The sequence below is a fragment of the Cytobacillus eiseniae genome, from assembly GCF_017874625.1.
GTDB lineage: Bacteria > Bacillota > Bacilli > Bacillales > Cytobacillaceae > Cytobacillus > Cytobacillus eiseniae.
Map to the genome: position 1 here is coordinate 1 of NZ_JAGIKZ010000024.1, position 21,409 is coordinate 21,409.

General features: G+C 33.7%; 21 protein-coding genes and 1 pseudogene. 3 read left to right on the forward strand and 19 right to left on the reverse strand.

The features are described 5' to 3' along the window. Positions 1-49 precede the first annotated feature (49 nt). From J2Z40_RS15610 to J2Z40_RS20175, 6 genes and pseudogenes are all read right to left on the reverse strand, one after another. Complete coding sequence (locus J2Z40_RS15610; RefSeq protein WP_066398720.1) at positions 50-931, reverse strand: hypothetical protein; 882 nt, start codon at positions 929-931, stop codon at positions 50-52. Positions 932-1,096: 165 nt separating this feature from the next. Further along, positions 1,097-1,804 carry an N-acetylmuramoyl-L-alanine amidase family protein gene (locus J2Z40_RS15615; RefSeq protein ID WP_157087862.1) on the reverse strand — a complete coding sequence of 236 codons (708 nt, stop codon included), beginning with the start codon at positions 1,802-1,804 and terminating at the stop codon, positions 1,097-1,099. 25 nt (positions 1,805-1,829) lie between these two features. Then, positions 1,830-2,681: a polysaccharide deacetylase family protein gene (locus J2Z40_RS15620; protein WP_245350127.1), complete on the reverse strand. Its 852-nt coding sequence runs from the start codon at positions 2,679-2,681 to the stop codon at positions 1,830-1,832. Between the two features lie 147 nt (positions 2,682-2,828). Beyond that, a complete protein-coding gene (locus J2Z40_RS15625; protein WP_066398725.1) occupies positions 2,829-4,688 on the reverse strand; it encodes a sensor histidine kinase in 1,860 nt (619 codons plus the stop codon). Next, complete coding sequence (locus tag J2Z40_RS15630; RefSeq protein WP_066398728.1) at positions 4,685-5,371, reverse strand: response regulator transcription factor; 687 nt, start codon at positions 5,369-5,371, stop codon at positions 4,685-4,687. The genes J2Z40_RS15625 and J2Z40_RS15630 overlap by 4 nt, the downstream gene beginning before the upstream one ends. Before the next feature lie 120 nt (positions 5,372-5,491). Beyond that, positions 5,492-5,566 (reverse strand): annotated as a pseudogene (locus J2Z40_RS20175) (VanZ family protein); the annotation flags it as partial. Between the two features lie 108 nt (positions 5,567-5,674). Between J2Z40_RS20175 and J2Z40_RS15640 the strand changes: the two are divergent. Next, on the forward strand, positions 5,675-6,916 hold the full coding sequence (locus J2Z40_RS15640; RefSeq protein ID WP_066398730.1) for a hypothetical protein: 1,242 nt from the start codon (positions 5,675-5,677) through the stop codon (positions 6,914-6,916). Positions 6,917-7,197: 281 nt separating this feature from the next. Next, entirely contained in the window at positions 7,198-7,722 is a 525-nt protein-coding gene (locus tag J2Z40_RS15645) for a GNAT family N-acetyltransferase (protein WP_066398732.1), read from the forward strand. Between the two features lie 281 nt (positions 7,723-8,003). Here the strand turns inward: J2Z40_RS15645 and J2Z40_RS15650 are convergent, their stop codons facing one another. From J2Z40_RS15650 to J2Z40_RS15660, 4 genes are all read right to left on the reverse strand, one after another. Beyond that, positions 8,004-8,195 carry a hypothetical protein gene (locus J2Z40_RS15650; RefSeq protein WP_066398735.1) on the reverse strand — a complete coding sequence of 64 codons (192 nt, stop codon included), beginning with the start codon at positions 8,193-8,195 and terminating at the stop codon, positions 8,004-8,006. Positions 8,196-8,354: 159 nt separating this feature from the next. Continuing rightward, a complete protein-coding gene (locus tag J2Z40_RS19875) occupies positions 8,355-8,570 on the reverse strand; it encodes a pepsin/retropepsin-like aspartic protease family protein (protein WP_245350128.1) in 216 nt (71 codons plus the stop codon). Then, positions 8,549-8,737: a hypothetical protein gene (locus J2Z40_RS19880; protein WP_245350129.1), complete on the reverse strand. Its 189-nt coding sequence runs from the start codon at positions 8,735-8,737 to the stop codon at positions 8,549-8,551. Before J2Z40_RS19880 ends, J2Z40_RS19875 begins: the two co-directional genes overlap by 22 nt. Continuing rightward, positions 8,734-8,991, reverse strand: a complete 258-nt coding sequence (locus J2Z40_RS15660) for a hypothetical protein (RefSeq protein ID WP_066398736.1) — start codon at positions 8,989-8,991, stop codon at positions 8,734-8,736. Before J2Z40_RS15660 ends, J2Z40_RS19880 begins: the two co-directional genes overlap by 4 nt. 297 nt (positions 8,992-9,288) lie before the next feature. On the opposite strand from J2Z40_RS15660, the gene J2Z40_RS15665 reads away from it, so the two are divergent. Beyond that, positions 9,289-9,915, forward strand: a complete 627-nt coding sequence (locus J2Z40_RS15665) for a methyltransferase domain-containing protein (RefSeq protein WP_066398737.1) — start codon at positions 9,289-9,291, stop codon at positions 9,913-9,915. A 286-nt stretch (positions 9,916-10,201) separates the two neighbouring features. On the opposite strand, the gene J2Z40_RS15670 is transcribed toward J2Z40_RS15665, so the two are convergent. The 9 genes from J2Z40_RS15670 to pglZ form a co-directional block, all read right to left on the reverse strand. Next, on the reverse strand, positions 10,202-10,768 hold the full coding sequence (locus tag J2Z40_RS15670) for a hypothetical protein (RefSeq protein WP_157087863.1): 567 nt from the start codon (positions 10,766-10,768) through the stop codon (positions 10,202-10,204). Then, positions 10,768-11,091 (reverse strand): hypothetical protein, encoded by a 324-nt coding sequence (locus J2Z40_RS15675; RefSeq protein WP_066398741.1) that lies wholly within the window; start codon positions 11,089-11,091, stop codon positions 10,768-10,770. The genes J2Z40_RS15670 and J2Z40_RS15675 overlap by 1 nt, the downstream gene beginning before the upstream one ends. Further along, entirely contained in the window at positions 11,088-11,822 is a 735-nt protein-coding gene (locus tag J2Z40_RS15680) for a hypothetical protein (protein ID WP_157087864.1), read from the reverse strand. Before J2Z40_RS15680 ends, J2Z40_RS15675 begins: the two co-directional genes overlap by 4 nt. 139 nt (positions 11,823-11,961) lie before the next feature. Beyond that, positions 11,962-13,041, reverse strand: coding sequence for a YecA family protein (locus tag J2Z40_RS15685; protein WP_066398750.1), 1,080 nt, complete (start codon positions 13,039-13,041; stop codon positions 11,962-11,964). Between the two features lie 262 nt (positions 13,042-13,303). Further along, on the reverse strand, positions 13,304-13,720 hold the full coding sequence (locus J2Z40_RS15690) for a hypothetical protein (protein WP_066398755.1): 417 nt from the start codon (positions 13,718-13,720) through the stop codon (positions 13,304-13,306). Positions 13,721-13,742: 22 nt separating this feature from the next. Next, positions 13,743-15,407, reverse strand: coding sequence for a GmrSD restriction endonuclease domain-containing protein (locus J2Z40_RS15695; RefSeq protein ID WP_066398761.1), 1,665 nt, complete (start codon positions 15,405-15,407; stop codon positions 13,743-13,745). A gap of 20 nt (positions 15,408-15,427) precedes the next feature. Continuing rightward, positions 15,428-18,646, reverse strand: a complete 3,219-nt coding sequence (locus J2Z40_RS15700) for a DEAD/DEAH box helicase (protein ID WP_066398762.1) — start codon at positions 18,644-18,646, stop codon at positions 15,428-15,430. Positions 18,647-18,764: 118 nt separating this feature from the next. Beyond that, positions 18,765-19,481: a hypothetical protein gene (locus J2Z40_RS15705; RefSeq protein WP_066398764.1), complete on the reverse strand. Its 717-nt coding sequence runs from the start codon at positions 19,479-19,481 to the stop codon at positions 18,765-18,767. 13 nt (positions 19,482-19,494) lie between these two features. After that, positions 19,495-21,399 carry a BREX-3 system phosphatase PglZ gene (pglZ, locus tag J2Z40_RS15710; protein WP_066398766.1) on the reverse strand — a complete coding sequence of 635 codons (1,905 nt, stop codon included), beginning with the start codon at positions 21,397-21,399 and terminating at the stop codon, positions 19,495-19,497. Positions 21,400-21,409 lie beyond the last annotated feature (10 nt).

A 21,409-nucleotide genomic window follows, 5' to 3' on the forward strand; every position in this document is an offset into this window, starting at 1 on the left:
TGAGAAGGCCACCAAGCGAAGCGCGGTAGTAACCCCTAACATTTTTACACTAGCAAACAAGTGAAATGCGACAACTATCTTGACAAACACCGATACTAATTTTATGATTATTTATCATGATATTTTTAATCGCAGATTTATCTAAAAATATCCGATTTCCTTCTGAATCTAGGCTATATTGCCATTTGAACCCATTGTCCGTTGAGCTTGTTGAACTTGTACTTAATTCAATGATTTGATTATCCTTTGTCATCACCTTAACAATTGGGCTAATTTCAGGTAAATAGCTTGACTGACCATCCATTCGTTCCCCTTCAATTCCAATTCCAATAGCTGAAACATAGATCGTTTTCAATACGACTTCTTCATTTTGTTGTTTGAGTGTTAAATCAATATCCGTTTTATCTGAGCGATCCTTTGCTGTAAATTTATTTTTAAAAGGGCCATTAGCTATGACCTTGTCTGTTTCATCATTTACAATGGCATCAGCTTTAATCGTGATGCCTTTGCCTTCTAAGCTACTTAATGTATCGATATCAAACATGACAATAATCTTCTTATGATCCTCTGTTAATTGTTGCTCAACCATATAACTTGCACCATGCTTTACATCTAATTCCAGATTGGAAACTAAAGCTCCTTCAGGAAATCCCGTTCCATCTTCCTTTTCAAAAGAAACAGTGGTGAGCGCGCTTTTCCCCGCACTCAAACTTTCCTCTATTTTCATTTTTATTCCAGATTGTACAACCTCTTGATCGTGTGTGTCTTTTACAAAGCCATTTGTTCCCCCTCCGAAAAACTCATTAAAATAACCTGTGTCCTGAGATGCTGCGACAGTAGTTGAAGTACCTATTACTAAAATTGCCACGCCCGTTATTACCCTTTTTCGCATACTCATAAAAGCTTTCTTTCCAGATTTGTTCTTATCCATTATGATCATCCCTTCTTCCCTCTACTTCTGATTTAAGCAAATAATCTTTGCTTATGTGCTGATTATATCCACGAAGTTTAAAGTTTTTTTTAAGAAAGGGATAAGCTTCTCTTAAATATGGGAAAATGCAATTTCTACATATAAAAAAGAGGCCTCCATGTGAGATCAAAAATTCCCGTAAATGTATTCTTTTATCCCCTCTACAATCGCGGCAGCAACATCATTTTGACCTTCAGCCGTCCACATCTTGGATTCATCCTGAGGGTTTGTCAAATAACCTACTTCTATTAAGACTGCTGGCATTTCTGTATCTTTAACAACAAATAAATCTTGCTTCTTGGCTCCCCTATCTCTAAATCCAGTTGCTTCAACCACATGTTTCAGTAAAACTTCTGCAAGTTTTCGAGAATTTTTGTGATAGTAAAACACCTCAGTACCTGAAACACTCGAATCATCAAAAGTGTTACCGTGGATAGAAATAAGTAAATCTGCATTTAACTCATTGGCATATTTCGGCCTATATCGACTTTCTTGCGATAGAAAGCTGTCATCCGCTCTCGTCATATATACATCTATTTGAGATTCCTGTTTTAATAGGTTTTCCACCTTTTTTGATACACTCAAAGTAAAGTCCTTTTCATACTGGCCACTCACACCTGTAGATCCAACATCTTTTCCCCCATGTCCTGGATCAATGACTATTTTATATTTTTTATCTGTTATCTTTTGATTATTTATATACTCTTTATTATCAGATTGCATATTATTTTTATTTGAATCAAAAGTAGAGGTTCCCCGAAATTCAACTAAACTAATAACAATTAATAATACTAATACACTAAATATGATTAAACGCGTTCTTTTATTTAACATTTTCCCCTCTTCTTTCATTCTCTTTTTACTTCTGTACAGTTAGTCGATGACAACGCGTATAACAGTTGAAGTTATATGGCAGCATATTTTCTTCCATTCTCTTCATTTGATATCCCTGATCTGATAGATAGGTTAATAGAATTGGCAAATGTTCAGCTGTCTTTTGTTTATCATGCATAAGAATAATTGGTGCCACATCTGCTTTGACTAGATTTTCGATTTGATTAATGACTGTTTCTACATATTGTCCACTGGATAAAGACCAATCACTACTGTCAACATTCCAATCCCATAATTTAAATCCTCTGCTATCTAAAATATCTCGAAAAGAATTTGTTAAATAAGGAACACTTCCATAAGGGGTCCGAATTAGATTTGATCGAATACCTGTAATCTGTTGAAGTGTCTTCTGTGCGGTCATCATTTCTTCGAGAGCAGATTGTTCGGATTGATAGAAATGCTCTTTGTTGTGAGTCACACCATGTAAACCGACAGCATGACCAGCCTCTACAATTTTAGTAACAACCTCTGGCATATCTCTCATCAAAGGTTCCAGCATAAAGAATGTTGCTTCTGCATTAAATTGATGTAAGGCATCTAAAATATCTGTTGTTACAGAAGTGGGACCATCATCAAAGGTGAGATAGACCGTCTTTTCAATATTGGGAGAAACGAGTTCTATATCCGACTCCAAATTCTCAGATTCCGTTTTTTCTCTTTCAGAGGATTTTTTATTACGCTCCAACTCGGGATTATGAGATGTTTCAATTGGCTCTGTTGACTTAGAATCGACTTGATCCCGATTCAAATCAAGCTGACAGCTATAAAAAAGAACCATGCTTGCAAGGAAAAATAATAGTAGTATACGCTTTCTCATATGGGACCTCTATTCCATTTCTTTTGATGTTGTGAATAGATTAATAGAATGAGATAAAGAAGAGATGAAGATGAAATTGATTTAGGCTAAAGTTTAGACTAGATTAAATCCTTTTTTAGCAAAAAAAAGATGAGTAGAATTGAAATTCTACTCATCTTTCTTTATATAGAAGTAAAATAATACTCCATCTTCAGTATTTGATACCCCATATTGTGAACCATGCAGCTCCAATATATTTTTTGAAATAGCAAGGCCTAACCCTGTTCCGCCTTTGGAGCGGTTGCGTGACGTATCCCCGCGATAAAAACGATCCCATATTTTTTCCAAATGATCCTCAGCAATATGTGTACCTTTATTCTCCACACATACCTTCACTTGCTCGTCTTCTTCGATCATAGAAATAATGATTCTTTCATTATTCGGTGTGTAACGGATCGCATTGGTAATAAAATTCGTAATCACTTGCTCGATTCGATGTTGATTGGCAACAACCTTTATTTTGGAAAGCTGTTTATGGACATGTAATTGCTTCTTCATTATGTCTATATGTAATTGCTCACATATATACTCAATGACCTCGTCAATATAAAACACATCCATATTCATTTTATACGTACCCGATTCAAATTTGGCTAATTCGAGCATATCAACAATGAGCATATCCATTTTATCTACTTCTTTTGCCATTGCTTTAAAATAATAATCTTTTTTATTACTTGCAACACCATCCTCCAAAATGGAGATACAGCTCTTCATAATGCTTAAAGGCGTCTTTAATTCATGTGAAACACTTGAAATAAATTCTTTTCGGATCTTTTCTAACCTTTTTTCTTTTTCAATATCCTGCTGCAATTGATGAATATACGAATGCAATGTATTGGAGAGTGTATTAATATTATTTGACAAGGTACCAATCTCATCTTTTGATGTAATCGGTATTGTCTCCGTGAAGTCCAAGTTCGCCATCCTGCTCGTCGTATCGTTTATTTGTAATAGGGGTTTGGCAATCTTTTTTGAATAATAAAATGAAGCCAGAACCACAAGAAACAAGACCAATATGATTAGATAGATATAATAATCCTCTAACATTTGTACTGCTTCATCTACTGGTTGTAAGGAGGTCATCGCAAATATATACATTGTTTCACCAGTCGTATCTTTTAAGGGTCTAATAAAAATTTTGTAATTGATGTTATTTTCCTCAAAATCGATTGTATCTGTAACCGAAAGTTGGCGTTCTTTAAATAGTAAGTCTACCTGAAATTTCTTTACTCTTTCGATAAACACGCGATTTGAATAAATATTAGAACTGCCTGACCCGACAGGTAAATTCAATTCCAGAATGTCTCCCTTTAAAAATAAGTTCAAGTAATCTTCCCTGATTATACGGCCAGGATCTGCGGGCAATTGTAATTCCCTGACCTCTTCCATTAATTGCTGTGATCGCTCGATTGGATAAGGTTCAGCAACCTCTTTTCTGCCAAATAATTTTTCTGAAAGCAACATATTTTCTAAGACAGAATTCCTATTTTCTACTGTTACAATAGCTGGAACGAAGCGATCATCTTTTTTCACACCATCTATATAAATACGATTTCCCTGATTTAAATCATACCTGACCCTTTCCATATCCTCTAAACCAATCAAACTATACAAAGGAATGTGAATCGTTCGATTCGAAAAATCTTTCTCTCGTGAAGGGTCTAATTGAATCTTTAAGGAAAAATCATCAGCAAAATGAATATTTCCTGCACTATCTAATGTGGCAATCCATGTCATATTTTCTTGGTAAAAATCCTGCTCGAGCTTTTGGATCTTTTCAACATCATTTCCTGCCTTCAAGTACTCCACCATAAATGATTGAATACTTGTTTCAATCTCATTTACCTTTTGGTTAGCATAATATTGCTTAAAAAATATGGTTTGTCCAATAAAAATAGCTGCCAAAATGAACATGCATAATAAAGTTGTTAGAATAAATAACTTAAAAACAATTCCTTTTTTCATGCGTTGCCCTCAAATTTATAACCTGCTCGAATAACCGTTACAATACAATTGGCTTTATTTCCTAATTTATGACGCAAATTACGGATATGACTATTAACTGTACGATCATCGCCTGTAAATTCATAACCCCAAATTTTCGTGATAAGTTGTTCTCTCGTAATTATAATTCCTTGATTTTGTATTAAATAGGTTAATATTTCAAATTCCGTATAGGTCAAACTTATTTGTTCTCCATCTACAGATACCGTACGTGTAGGAAAATCGACTAGGATCCCACTACTATTTAAAGTATCTTTATGTGCTGTCTTACTTATCTGAGCATATCGACTTTCCATTAATCGTTTCACTCTTGCTAACAAAATCGGTGGACTATATGGTTTTGTCACATAATCATCCGCTCCTAGTTCAAAACCTAGTAAGGTATCATCTTCATCTACCCGAGCTGTCAACATAATAATAGGCACATTGGATATCTTTCGAATTCGGCGACAAACAGACCATCCATCTAATTCTGGCAACATAATATCTAGAATAATCAAATGTACTTCATATTCATCAAAAATAGCTAAAGCTTCATTTCCATCAACTGCTTCTAATACTTTATATCCTTCTTCCAATAAATAATCTTTCACAATTTCACGTAAGATGTCTTCATCTTCTACAATTAATACTGACTTTTGCATTTTCCTACCCCACATTATCTTAAAGGTTCGAACCTAGGATATCATAACGATGTAAAGATGACATAAAGATGGAAACCAGATTGAAAAATTCCTCAAAATGTGATAAATAAATGAATTTTTTTACATTTCCTTTATTATTAGAAATCCTATCACAGCCCCTAATGTATTCACAATCAAATCATTAATATCAGTACTTCTCCCATTCCAAAATCAAATTCATAATCAGTGGGTGAGCCACTGAATAAAACAGGTAATTATTGATAATTCTATAGAGAGACATTAAGCCGAAGGAGAACTTCCCCAATGCCGCATCAAAAGTTTGAGTCAGCTAACATAAAACCTCGTTATTCCAAAGGGGAAATATCTGTTTGGGGAATCAATTCGGTATATCCCAGAACACCTTGGATTTCCGCTTGGTGGTCGGCTGCTTTTCCAGGTTTCGGGCACATGTTCCTGGGGAAATACCTACACGGTTTTATTTTAATTATCTGGGAGCTTGTGGTAAACAATTTGTCCCATCTAAACATGGCCATTGCCTTTTCCTTTATTGGCAGGTTCGAAGAGGCTAAAGCCATCATAAATATGGACTGGGCGATGCTTTATATAGCTGTCTATATATATAGCATCTGGGACAGTTACAGATGTGCAGTTGAAATCAAGAAAGCTCACCTTCTATCTGAAATTGAAGATGCACCTGTAACACCTTCAGATGTTAATTACTTTGATATAAATGTCCTCGACAAGAAAAATCCCTTGGTTGGTTCGATCTGGTCCTTTTTTACACCTGGCTTGGGGCAATTATATGGCAGTAATACACTTGTTGGCACATTTATTTTAGCTTGGTGGATATTTGTTTGCTATAAGGCGATGGCTGTTCGTACCTGGCTATATTCTTTTCTAGGTGAATTTGACAAAGCCACTGAGATTGTGGATTGGCAGTGGTTCCTCTTTTTGCCCTCTATGTATGCCTTCTCCATCTATCAAGCTTATGTAGCGGTAACTGAAAACAATACACTGTTCGATATTGAGCAAATACGGTATCTAAGAGTGAGGGCTGAAAACTTGGGACAACTAAGCAAAAATGAAAACAATACCGTACAAATAATTGCTACATTTGATCATTCATCCTTTGTAGAGATCGCTATTCATGATATGGAGAAGATGGGGATTCCACCAGAGGATATCATTGCATTGCCTCTTGAAAATCTTGATTCTCAAACACATATCATTGACTCTATCCATCGTGTCGATGGTACAAGTGTTCTCGATGGAGCCATGATGGGTGCAACAATCTTTTCGGTTCTTGGAGGGATTTATGGCTTCGTATGGCACTGGGGACCTATTATTTGGGGGTTGATTGGGTTAATTGGCGGTTTTATCTTAGGATTGATAATCGAATTAGTAATAACTAAAAAGAAATTAAAAGTTTTTTCAACCCGTAAAAGTGAGGTTATTATTGATATAACATGCAATACCTCTTTGCAAAACCAGTTGATTAAAGTTCTTAAATCAAGACGTGCAACTGGTTTTGTGATTATGCCTTAAAGATTATAGGTTGCCATACTTCAAAAAGGAAGTATGGTTTTTTTATTTAGACTGCGTTAAACGATAGGATAGATCCATATACAATAATTTTGACAAGTAAACATAGTGAACTTTATGCAGTATTTAAACTGTTAAATTTCAACATTTTCTAACAGGCAGTTTAGTGGAAGAAGGATTTTAATTGACTATGATGGAAATTTATAATAAAGGTAAAATCTAAGAAGGCGATTTAAATACTATAAAAATATTCTATTGAATGAATGTAAGGGAGGTCAGCTAACTTGGAAATGACAACAGAAAGGTTAATAATTAGACCTTTTAAGAGTACTGATTTACAGGATGTATTTGCAATTTATAATAATGATGATACATGTAAGTTTCTATTACATCATAAGTGGACTCATGAAGATATGCAGAAAAGATTTAATAAAAAGTTAGCAAACAATGTGCTCACTAAAGAATCAATGTTAAGTTTGGCAGTGATCTATAAAACTAAAGTAGTTGGTGATCTATCCGTATGGTATACAGATATGAAAGACACTGTTGAGATTGGATATAGTTTTTCAAATGAAGTAACAGGGAGAGGCTTGGCAACAGAAGCAGTAAGTAGTTTGGTATTTAGATTATTTAATGAATTTCATGTACATCGTATACAAGCTAATCTTGATGCACGAAATACAGCTTCACAAAAATTGTGTGAACGAATAGGCATGAGAAAAGAAGCACATTTCATACAAGATTTTTGGAATAAAAACGAATGGACAGATAGTATTGTGTATGGAATGTTGCCCTCTGATTTGAAGTAATAGATTTTGTTATTTTGTTGTGCTAACGATCGGCCTTTGTATACTAAGAAATACAATATCGCACTACAATCAGAAGAAATTTGTTTGAAACGAACATTTATTTAGTTTGGCAGGTATATTACTTTAAGGTGATATTGATTATTAAACTACAAAACCCCTAAATCGTTGTATTATCAACGCTCTAGGGGTTTCCTTTCATAAATCTTAGTTACTTATGGTAACGTTCACCGCTATGAATCTTGATGAGTTATTTATTTTTCATTGGATTTGGTAAAGAAGACTTACCCCTTGGGCAGGTCAAGTGCTTGGTAATCTGTTTGATACTTTCCACCATCCGCCACTTGTGAATGATACAAAGCCTTTAAGGCAAAATTTTTCTCAAGTTCGTGTTCTTCCATCAACTCTCTTAATTGCCCTTGTAGCTCTTTATTGTCTTTCACCAGTTGTTTCATTTGTGATTGTATGTATCTCATAAAATGTTTACTTACCTCCATTCAAATAGCAGTTCTATCTAACACGGATATGATTGTTTCTTTTGCTTAAATAATCTTATAAATGATTTTCTTAATAACCTTAGTTACTTGTGGTAAGATTTACCGTAATGAATCTAAATGAGGTTATTATAAATGAATTTAATTCGATGTATAGACAAGTAATTCTTTAGTATCTATTACAAGCTTAGAAGATTGTATAAAGTCAAATCCCAATATACCGTCAATTTCTAAGCCATAATCCATATTTCCAATTTCAATTTGGAAGTTTTCTTGCACTATTTCTCCTAAAGCAATTCTATCAAAATTTTTAACGTAAACGTATTCTACACCGCCTACGCCTCGAATAGTATCCACTGTATCATTTTCCTCGGGACAACACCAATTTCATCCACCACATTCGCATTAAAAATCGTACCTGCTGACCCAGTATCTATTAATACTTTATTAAGAATTAATCGTTTCCCCCGGTATTGTATTTCTAATTTTACAAAAGGAAGCCCATACAAAATGTCAATATTCATCTGGCACCTCGAATCCCGACATACCTTTCACGAGCAACTAAGTCGGGGCGTGAAGTATGAAAAAAGCAATATTCACGATTTGGCTGTTCCTGCCGCAATTCGCCATATCGGCGCATTGCGTCAACAGATTTTTCATAGCGATCAATTACTATAATTTCATCAATATGCCTTTGTCCGTTTCTTGAGTGCGCCTTGATAACTTCTAATACAACCCATTCATTTGGAAACCGTTCTTGTACTTCTATCCAACGCATCTCATCACTCCGTTCAAGTTTACTTGACATTATTGTATCAAAAAACAATTGTAATTACTTAGCTTGTCAATAATAATTTTTATAGGCTTTATCACTATCATAATTAATTTTGAATAAATGAAGATTTTTCCAAGGAATGTTATAATTTATTTAATTAAATGAGGGGTGGGATTTGGAATGGGAAATTGCAAAATAATTAAATGTCAAATTAATAAATTAAATGGGATTAAATTCGAGTAATTCAAATACTTTAATTTGAATGCTCGTAATTTCTTTCAAAATATAGGAGGAGCATTCGTGTTAAATAAACAGGGATTTAATTTATGGGCAGACAATTATGATAACACTGTACAAATTAGTGAAGAAAACAATGATTATCCGTTTGCAGGTTACAAACAAATATTAAATGTTATCTTCAATGAAGTAATGCAAAAAACTTGTTCAGACGTGTTGGATATAGGGTTTGGAACAGGTGTATTAACGAGTAAGCTATATGAAAATAGGCATCAAATAGATGGGTTGGATTTTTCACCTAAAATGATTTCTATTGCAAAGGCAAAAATGCCCGGAGCTAATTTAATAGAGTGGGATATTTCAAAGGGTCTACCATCCAAAATCATTGACAACAGGTATGATTCAATTGTAAGCACCTATACATTGCACCATCTAACAGAAGGCGAAAAGGTTTCCTTTGTTACTAAATTATTATCTCTCCTAAAAGCAGAAGGGCAAATATTAATTGGAGACATCGCTTTTCAGAGCAGAGAAAAACTGAATATTTGTAGAGAAAACAATCTTCATCATTGGGACGATGATGAGTTTTATTTCGTTTTTGATGAATTAAAATCCGCATTAGCAAGTATATGTAATTGCAAATTTTATTCAATTTCTCATTGTGGCGGGGTTATTATCATCTCTAAATAAAGGATGCGGGAGTAGCAAGTTTACATTGTTACTTCTTCACTTTTGGGATTTCATTTCTTGTTCAACTAAAGGAACTTATCTACCTAAGAAAGAATCTAAACAGGCCAAAAAATCCAAATTTCATTCAACACTTGAATTTTTTGGCTTTTAATTTTTATCCCTAAAAACCTCATCTACTTATGATACGGTTCACCGTAACGTTGGATAGGGTAAAATATTCGTTAATAGACTTATAGATTATTAAAAAAAGAAGTACAAAGGGTGTCCTTTTGTACTTCTTTTTTATTTATGCTGATCTAATTTTTTGTACTCCTGTATCCTCCGGCCTCATTAGATGAACAGTTAATTTACATAAAAATAAATAGTACCCTAAATCATTTAAGGACATAATTTTACTAAATTTACCTTCTCTTAATTTGTTTTCAAACATTACTCTTGAAAACGAATTTAGAAGACTGAGGTCAACCACATATTCTTCAATTAAAGGATCAGGAAAGTACAACAGTCTATATATTTGATTACTTTTTATTGCTTGTTCATCCATATCAAGTGATTTAATCGGGATTAAAGGAGCAAATATCAAAATATCATCCCGTTCAGAATCACAGGTATTTGATAAAAGAATTGCTTTAGCCTTTAAAACAGATAACTCTCCATTTTTGTCCTGTTTGATAAAGGGGATTAACTCTCCAAAAATATCCCCTTGTGCTAGATAAGGCAAAGCAGAATGCATTGAAAAGTTTCTTTGCACCCCACTCTTTTCAAATTGTTGAATCGAAGCTTTTACTTGTTCTTTTGTGTAAGGGTGAATTGAAGGAAATACTTCAGTGACAAAATCAATAAATTCATTCATCATAAGTCAAATAGATTAACTCCTAATGGCTTAAATAATTTATCCAAAGAACTGTTATATTGTAATAACTCCTGTTCACTAAAATCCCTTACCCCAGTAAAAACTTCTCTAGCTTCTTTGTATCTGTCGAATTTATTAGCCATACTTGATATCTCCGGTGTGCTTGTTTCCTCTTCATAATAAACATGCTCTACATTTGGTGATGCACCAGACATACTTGAGCTAAATGTGTTTAGTGAAAATGAGCCTAGTGCTAAAAGCGCTCCAAGACTAACCATAATTTTCGGGGAATTAGTTTTTTGTACTAATAATGCTTCACTCATACGTCAAAAACCCCCTCTGTTATCATTTTATTTAGTTTTTCCTCTAAAATTGTTCGGGTAATTTTCACGATTTTTTTGGCATTTTTAATATTTGAAGTATACCCATCTTTATAATTAAAACCATGCCGATCATTAACATCTAAAATGCAAACCAAATAATGGTCTTTTTCATTTTTTAACATACCAGGGCCTTGATAATTTAATCCTTCATATATTCTTAAATTTTTAAATGTAATATTAACATAATAATCATCTTCTATTACAAACGTTATTTTTTGTTCTATCTCATGGGGACTTAAATCTGTTTTTAAATTAATAAATTTATTTCTCATTAAATCTATTGGATCTTCGTCAAGTATGGAATCAAACACTATTTCAGTAGTTAATCCTGAAAATAGATATCCATCTTTAATATAATTCCCCAAGGTTGAATAAAGGATATCCACCCTATTTTCAACATAATCCAGACATCTTTCCCAATTTCCCTCAAAAGCATCATCATAGTTTGTTAAAAGTTGTGTATTAGATAATGATATGTTTAATTGAGAGTGTCCATTATGAGATGTTGTGGAAATTCTAGGTATGTCTTCAGGAGCATCATCTGGAACAGGAATTAAAGTTACTTGATGGAAAAAATCCTTTAATTGATCTTCAATTTCAAAGGCTTTCCTTCTCAAGTTACTTATTCTAGGATAAACAATATTATACCTTGTATTTTTTATAAGCATCATTCTCACTCCGTACAGTCTTATTATATCTCATTATATAATAAGTTTATTTACTTGACAATTATTACCTTAAAGTATATATATTATTCATAAAATTAGAAATTGAGTTGTTGTTTTGGATTAGCTGGATAACACATCTCATTTATATTCTAAATAAGTCGAATGAGGTCTCTTCTAACATATTATAAGGCTCTTCCTCTTCACACATCACTTCATAAAGTTGTCCAAGGTTCCATATAAGCATTCCAAATTCCTCCTGCTGATGTTTATCCATGGCATCCCATGATGACGGTTTAATAACTATGTTTTCCGATTCCATTGGAATTAGATTATTTAAATAAGTTATTCTTTCATCTTCAGTTAATTCTAACAATTGCTTTCTATATTCTTCAAAAATATCATTTTCTTCTTTTATCCAGGAAAGTATGCAGTATGAATTATCTCCTTCAGGGAATACAGAAAAGAAAACATGTTTCATTTGGATGTTAAGATTCATTAAATCTTGAACAGCTTTTCCTTTCAAGTCTTTAGTTATTACTGTAAATCCTGACGCTGCAAAGTTTACAGCTTTTTCAAATTTCCACACTACTGATGTTAAAACATCATATTCATCTTTTAATATAGCTTTTTCAAAAATCCCCTTAGGTTTCTCCAAGTCATCTATGGCTAACTTATCTCCTTTAAACATATCCTCAAACTCATTATGATTAATTAAGGATGGAGTCTTACTAAATATTCCTTGTTCGAATTTTATGTTTTCTTGCTTTCTTTGATAGCATAAAGCGAACGCTCGATACGTATAAAGAAACACATGTTTATCGCTATAATCAAAATCATAATTCTCTATCGGTTTAAAAAGTTCATTGTCATGGTGGCCACAAAATCCTGTAAATACAGTTGCTTCCTTTCTTCCCCACTTAGTGGCGATCTCAAAGGGATTATCACTTTTCGGATAAGGCATATACAACATTCCGTTATCAGCAATTCTTTTTAGTATTTTATTATTTTGAATAGAATGAGCACCAATTATTTTTTCACTACACCTACTCTTATTTGGATGAAGGCATTGTTTTATTTTGGATTGCTTTTTTAAATTTTTATAATTTGCTAGGAAGTTTTCAGGGTTTCTAAAATTTGGATCATCTGCTTTGTTGATACAACATTTTTTATACTTTTTTCCACTACCACAAGGACAAAGATCATTCCTACCTACTTTAGCCATTTCAATCTCCTAACTATAAAAATGTATTAATTAGTTTTCTTTGCAACTATTACAACTTCCAAATTTATATTTCTTATAATTATCCTCATAATAGGATTGTGCCTCTTGGAGATCTTTATAATAAAGCCAGCCACCATCACGAAGTAGACCATTAACTTTTTTGTACTTTGAATCTGCTGTAGGAATAAAAATGCAGTCATCTAAGTGGAACGTAATCTTTTTTGTCGGGTGATCAACATTTATCCACATAATTTCACCTTCCTCACAGAGAGCTTTTTTGATTACCTTTATGCCTCTTCATTCTCGGATTATCATAAGCAATCTTAATTAACTTTTGTAACTCGTTCACATCATGTATATAAGCAAAAGGAATATTGATTTGGTTAATATACAGTTCCCGCATTGGCTTTTCGAACTGAACACTAAATTCCTCTTTTCTTGTTAAAAGGTGATCCCTAATTTCGGGAGGAAAATGCAGTAATAATGCATTACCATTTTCTGTCGTAATCGTAGCAAACTTTATAAAACCTTTCTTTGCGATCGAAATACATTTTCTAAGGGAAACAATTTCTATATCATCAAAATTCTCCTCTATAAAGTAGTAGCTTTTTTCTGCCATTCTCCGATGATATTCATCCTTCATAAGAGGAAAAATATCTTCTACTGATTTATATTCCATAGTCTTAACACCTCTCAATAGATTAGTAGATTAATTCCTTAAACATATCCAATATTAGCTTCTTTCTTTCCGTTAAAAATTGTTCATAGTTTTCTATTTTCCATAGGTTTTTGTCTTTCGGAATTAAATGCATTTCTAGATAATCATCTGACTTATCTTCGAACCATTTCTCTGGTAAACTATCACTTTTGCCACCAGAACCATTTTCTTGTTGTTTTAATAACATACAATTAGCAATTTGGTCACGATCTTCAGATTTATATTTTAAGACCTTTCTTCCTGTTTCAGGGTTTACTTTCTTTACTGTCTTTAAAGCACTTTGAGGGAAGATATGGTCAACTTGCGGTTGATTATTAACGAACGCCGGGTGATATGAAAAATCCTTGTACCATAAATTAAATATGAGATGAATATTCTTCGAGCCATAAGAAAGATCGAGAATTGTTTCGTCATCAATTTGTAAGTTTCTTCCGCTTCTACGTATAGCATCAAATAACTCATCTACTTTGAAATCCCGCGCCTTTCTTACAGTGTCAATACAACGGTCAATAACCGTATCTGGACTTCCACTAAACGCACCTGTTAGTAGAGTTCTTAGAATATACTCATCTAGCATCTTCACATTTGCCCACTTGTTTTTAAAATGATATCTGAAATATATCACCGGTATTAACCCGAGATATGATGTCAAAGCTTTGTCGGATCTTAAATAAGTCTTGCCATATAAGAAATCCTTCACATCTTTTATAGCATTTGCAATGTCATCCCACTTAATTGAAATATCTTCTCTCGTTGTTTCATCCCTGAATTTTGATACGTTATAAGCTGCCCCTTTATCAAGTAAAGCAAGACATGTCTTTAGTACAAAATCACGATTAAACTTATATCCCGTGTTATTGAGATCCTCCAACAATTCCTCCATTTTTTCATCGGATTCTGACCAACTAGCTGATAGAAGTGAAAATAAAAGGTCTGATTTACCTAGAACTGTTCCCCCAGAATTGGCTCTTATAAAAATTTCAACAACATCATCTTCAGTATATGCTTCTTGATTGTCTACACTATCTAACTCTTGGTAAATTAAGGTTTCTTCCGATGTAAAGATTCTAATTATCTTAGAAACATTTCTTCTAATGCGCTTTTCTTGCTCCCTAGTAAGATCCATATTGCTATTATCTATGAGTCTTTCACTGATTTCATCGTATTCTTCATTACTAAATACGATATCTTTGAACTTTATCCAAGGGAATTTAACCTTGTCCTTTTCCATAAACTTAAATCGGTATCTAATATCATCAGGTTGTGTTAAATCACCACTTAAAATATCCAAATATAATTCTTTACCCTCGTAACTACCTTTCAAGCCAATGAACAAACTTTGTAATCGTTGTTGACCATCTAGTACTAACATCTTTATTCTTGAATCCTCTAATACGTAAAAATCTGACAACTTCTGTTTCTTTTTATAATTTTGGATGAATTCCCGACGTTTGATACTGCTCTTGGTCTTCCAAACAAGCAACGTACTAATAGGATATTCCCTAAGAATTGAATCAAATAGACGCTCTGTTTGCTCCTCTTTCCAAACAAATGGTCTTTGAATATTCGGCAGCCAGAAGCCCCCATCCTTTTCCTCATTATTTAAATACCCTACCATCCTACGAATAGTTTCTCTTTGATTTTTCATTAACTGCTCACCCCGAACGTTTATTGTTTATAAATTAATATTTCATCTCTCATTGCTCTCTCTTGTACAATTTCATCATTATGCACAACATATATATAAACCTTATCTAAAATATCCTGTAAATCCTCTAAATGATCTTCTGATGGCAAGTAATCTTCTCTATCCGTTACAATAATAAATCTAGGTTCACCATTGAATCGTTCACTATAAAAGTCGACTAAAGCGAATGTATTAAAGGTTTTGAAATTACCTCTTCCGTTACTCTGTTCGTATTTTTCTACAATATCCTTGTAATCTATTGAAAACAGTCTATTTAACTGATGATTTGGAGTTAATTCAAGCTGCATTAGTAATTTAGGTGGCTCCATTCCAATGTTTCTTTGTCGTTCAATCATCATGAGGCGTTCGTCACGTCTAATTTCAGTATCAGTTAAATTAGCATTCATTTGATTGATTAACGCGCTGTTTTTATTATCCATATTCTCTTGTTCGTATATAAACCGCTTATCTAATATGTCATCAATTTGTTTCTTAAACGTTTTTTGAAGATAATCTGCAACCTTGTCTAGCTGCTGCTCTCGTTGTTTCTTAACCTGATTCCGTAACTCAATAGTTGCTTTCACGGCCTCACGTTGAATGTCTGGATACGTTTTATTTTCAAATTGCATGACTGTACCAGTAAATTGCTGAAATAACCAATAGGAATCCATTAGCATTACTTCTCCATTTTCACGCTTAGCTAAAAATAGAAGATCCTTTGCTAATTCCGCACCTGTCCCATCTGTAATAATGATTGAATACACATTTAGGGACAAAGGCTCTAAAACTGGATATGATATTGAAAATCTTTTAAATGAATGTTCTTCCGCTCCCTTTTTGCTTAAAAACATTCCTAGTTTAACTAATTGATGATCGCTATCTAGTCGAGTAACTTCTGCCGTCTCATACTCTGTATATCCTGTAAATCTAATGGTGTCCCTCAACTGCTCAATGCCAAAATGATATTTCCGACTTATCTCCCTAATATACTTAGGGAATCTATCAATCCTGTGCACTTTATTTTCAAATGAATCATATATTCGAATATTATTCTTTTGAAAAATGTGCTCTACGAAAGGGACATAAACCCGCTGTGGTATCCTTTTAATTAATAGGTCGTGTTGTTCGCGCCTCATAGTAGGCAGGTCAAAAGCCTGTTCAGCAATTCTTTCTTCTTCAAAAAATTTAAGCAATCTTTGATGCTCTTCGGACATACTTTTATCCATTTTTGCAATGATGTCATCTAAATTTTCCCTATTAAGAATTGCTGATTCCATTAAATTAGCTAGATTACCATACTCATCATCAAGGATTTCACCAATAAAATCATAAACAAGGTCAGATCCTAGATCTTCTCTCATTCTGTCCATCTTTTCTAATAGACGTATCATTACATCCCCTTCACGGGTATTAGCTGCAACTAAGTTGAAAATTGCAACCTCATTCTTCTGACCGATTCGATGAATACGTCCCATTCTTTGCTCTAATTTATTGGGGTTCCACGGTATATCATAATTTATCATCTGATTACAAAATTGAAGATTTATAGACTCTCCTCCGGCATCCGTAGCAAGCATCACTTGACTTTCATTTCTAAAAAGCTCAACCTGTCTTCTTCTCTCATCCATTGAGTACTTCCCAATAATTTTTGCGATCACAGGAATGCGTGCCTTTAATCGTCGCTCCAAATAATTCAGAGTATCGGTAGATTCAGTAAAGAGTAAAATTTTTTCACCTTTTTCTAGTAAACCGTTTGTTCCAAAAAGAGTTCTTTCTAATTCATCATACTTACGCTCCATCATATTTAAACGTAGATAACTTGTCTGCTGAAGCAGCTTTTCTAACTCATTTATTTCAATTTTTAGTTCTTCTGTATCAATTAAATCTACTGCCTGTTCAAGTGAAGCTTCTAATCGCTGCTGTTCTTCGAAACCTTCATCATCAAAATCATCTATCTCTAATTTTTGTAGTTTTTTAACTAGTTTTTTCCGCTCTTGCTCGGTTTCTTTTAATAAACTTTCCAGGCGTTCTTTTCTTCGTTGTAACGAGAGATGGATAGCTTCAGTTGAAGAAGATAGCCGTCTTTGCAATAACATCATGGCGAAAGCTGTACTGTTATTCCCGTTACTAATTGCACGATTGAAATGATTACGTACATACTCTGTAACAGCTTCATAGAGAGCTAACTCTTTTTCGGATAGATCGAATTGAAGCGTTTTCGTTACTCGCTTCGGGAAAAGTGGTGTACCATCAAAGTTTGTTAAATTCTCTTTTAATCTCCGAATAATAAAAGGATTGGACTTTTCTTTCAATGATTCATTTACTGTGACACTTGAAAAAATATCAGAATCAACTAATCTCATGAGATGTCGAAAATTTTCAACATCCCCTTTATGAGGAGTAGCCGTTAAAAGAACACAATGCTGTGCTTTACGTAAAATTGACTCTCCCAAGTGATAAAGCTTCGTTTTACTCGTTTTTTTCTTAATGGTTCCATGAGTATATGCAGCCATCTTATGAGCCTCATCAACAATAACTAGATCAAAATCCGCTTCTTGCACCAAGCCTTTAACGTCTTCCCGAGCTGCCCAATAAATTGAAGCCAAACATAAGTCATGTTCTATAAATGGATTTTTGCCACCATATTGCCGAACTACTGAACGATTAATGATAAAAAATTGTTCATTAAATTTTTCATGTAGTTCTTCCTGCCATTGTTTAAGAACTAGAGGTGGTACTAAGATTAAAATACGTTTTACGCTCTCCCTAGCAGACAACTCTTTAATAAGCATACCTGACATAATGGTTTTTCCTGCACCTGGATCATCCGCTAATAGAAAACGAACTTGCGGGACTTGAAGCATCTTACTATAAACAGCCTCAATTTGGTGTGGCAGAGGCATTAAGTTTTTATTTCCTAATGCTCTTCCTTTCGAATACCTCTCTTCAACTTGAAATGTATAATATTGAAGGAGATGCTGAATAACAGTAGGCTCAACCTCATCATTTTCATCACATTCACCTTTAACCTTAGTTAAGGATAACAATTCATGACGTTCTAGCATTCGTTCATAATATGTATGTGAATCCCGACCAGTTGCTGCTACAGAAAAATATTCATCTCCGAATGACTCTACTTGCTTAATTTCTACTGTTTCTGGAAAATGTGAACCATTTACAATATCTCCAACCTTAATCATACAATCACCTTTGATATTATTTTCTTATAATTATACAGAAAATTTCCATTTCCTTCTCTCATTTTACCTAAAAAAATGACCTATTACTCAAAATATGTAATAGGTCGATTTCACTTTATCATTTTTTAAGACTTATCATTCGCATATCGACGCCTTGTCGAATAATTTCAAAACGATTCTTATCTAATTCATCTGTCGTAATATCATAGCGAAATGGAAATAAAAGTGGGTGGTCTTTAAAATCCTCAATTGGTAATGAGGTAACTTGTAGAACTCGAATTAATACTTCAGCCGTCCACTGTTTTAATCGTTCTGACCTTATAACAGTTCGAATGGATGGTAATCCCTGTGTATTCCTTTTTTCTGATACAACAGCTTCCCAAAAACGTAGAGTAGTCATTGTTGCACTAATGGAAACTTCTACTCTTCTTCGATCACCATATAATGATTTCATCTTTCTAGATAATTGTTCAGAAGGTACTTCGTCTTGGATTTTAAATAAAATACCGAGTTCTTTTACTAAATCTGTAAAAAAAGGATAAGCCAGTAGTGTCATTCCCCAATGCAATACTTTACGCTCTTCTTGCGTCACTTCGTCAAAAAAATGTAAAGCTTCCTTTTGCAAATGAAGATGCTGATCTTCAACTAGATACCATATCTTAAACAGGATTGTTCTTGCATTTAAGCGTGACTTTTGACCAGCAATATCCGCAGTTAAAAATTCCTCAACTTTCTCATACAATTCATTACGAGATTCTGTTCGCGGAATTTCTCTTGCTATAAAATCTAATTGATGAAGAAGGATTTTTTGATCAAATCCAACTGCTTTTTTCATTTTGAATCCATCCTTATTTGCGTTTGTCTATTTTAATAAATGGCACAATCACTTCTTCTAACGTGATACCACCATGACTTACAATATGTTCATTCTTTGTTACAAACGCTTCTCTTGCTTCTGCCAGTAGATAATAGTGTTCTTTGGATAAAGCATCATTAGGCCATTTAATAGAAGTATATAGACTTGCTGCTTCATCCCGAAACATTTGGTCTTTATATATTCTAACACGTTCACCCTTCGTTTCAACCAATGTTCCTTGTCTTGGTCTACCAATCCCAATACTTTCTGTATTCCCATGATCAGAGGTAATATATACTGCATACCCTTCCTCTAAAAGCTTAAGAATGAGTTGTTGTAAATAGCCTGATTTCAACCATACATCAATTTCAGCGTACATACCTTCTAACCCTTGAATTGCACCGTGTGTCAGAGCATCAATGTTCCGTAAAATTATCGAAGCCTTTTTTGTATTTGTTTTTTGTAGTGCAGCAATTTGACTTACATCAAATTCTCCTTGAGCCAAGTGATTTTCAAAAGTAATGTGCATATCAGCAATCGATTCTCGTTTCCAGAATTGCCTCCAAGCCTTTTCTTCAGAAATTGAAGATTGAAGTCTAGGGATATTCGCGTGAAAAATAGAACGTCTACTAATTTCAGTTATAGTTGGAACCCAAGCAAAGACACCATTTTCTTCAGATACAAAGGAAACATCAAGAGCCTGCTTTATTTGCTTCCATTGAACAAAACTCATACCATCCAAAACAATTAGTACTTGTTTTCGTTCTTCTTGAAATTGCATATACGGGAGAACATGATGAACCATAGCCGGTCGGATATAAGGCGAAAAACTTGCTAGTGTTTGATAGTTCAACAGCATCCAGTCTTGAAATAATTGATTTATTTTCTTATCTAATTCATTTACAATCTGTTCACCGACTCCGTACTGGATTTGCAGCATTTTCATTTGACCATAAAGAACTGCTACCTCAATCCAATCTTTATGTTGAATCTTTCCTTCATCCAAAAACAAATCAATTTTTTCACCTAAATGATGAATATCTTTTAATGGCTGATAAGACTTTTGCTTCACACCATGTTCCGCCCAAACTGGAATATTACGTTCCTTATCAACTTCTTTTGGAAGGAGCTTTCCTTCAATGAAATAATGCTGTATCATTCTACGCATTGACTCATATGAAAACAGATGATCTTTATGATAGGTTGACGTAGTACCTTCTTGTATGGATATATCTTGATTAATATTTTTTTTCACATATTCATCCCAATGATTCTGCAAAAATTCCATAAATTTATTTTTAAAGTATGCTAATGGAAATAGATCCTGAAATTGTACTGATTTTGAAGATATATGTTCTATTATAAAATCAATTAGTACATTCGGTACTGATAATCGGTGGTCATGTAATTGTATCAAGAAGGAAAGCCATTCCACCTCATTTTCAATCGTGTCAAAGGAAAGCTTATACACCCTCCTTAATAGAAATTCCATCGTTTCTGAATCGGTAAGAGGACTTTGTAAAGAATCTGAAACCTTATATACCCCATCAAGTGCGTCATGATCAAGCTGATGTAATATTGGTAATGATAGATTTGGAAAAGCAATGTGAAGAGTTAACTCAACCGGCTCCTGGTTTTTAAGCATGTCGAAAGGGAAGGTGAACGACCCTTCCCCCACATACTTATAAATCCATTTACCGCTAGAATACTCCAACTGCTCTTCATAATGAATTCTTAATTCGGCACGATCCTTAAATGTAAATATATTTACCTCATTTTGTTGTAGGTATGATAAGAGTTCCTCATCAGATAAAATGTCATCCCGATCATACACAAAAAGAAGTTTATGTTGTTGAAAAGGAATTTGTGATATTAATTTTTGTCGCCAACCATTCATTTCCTCCACA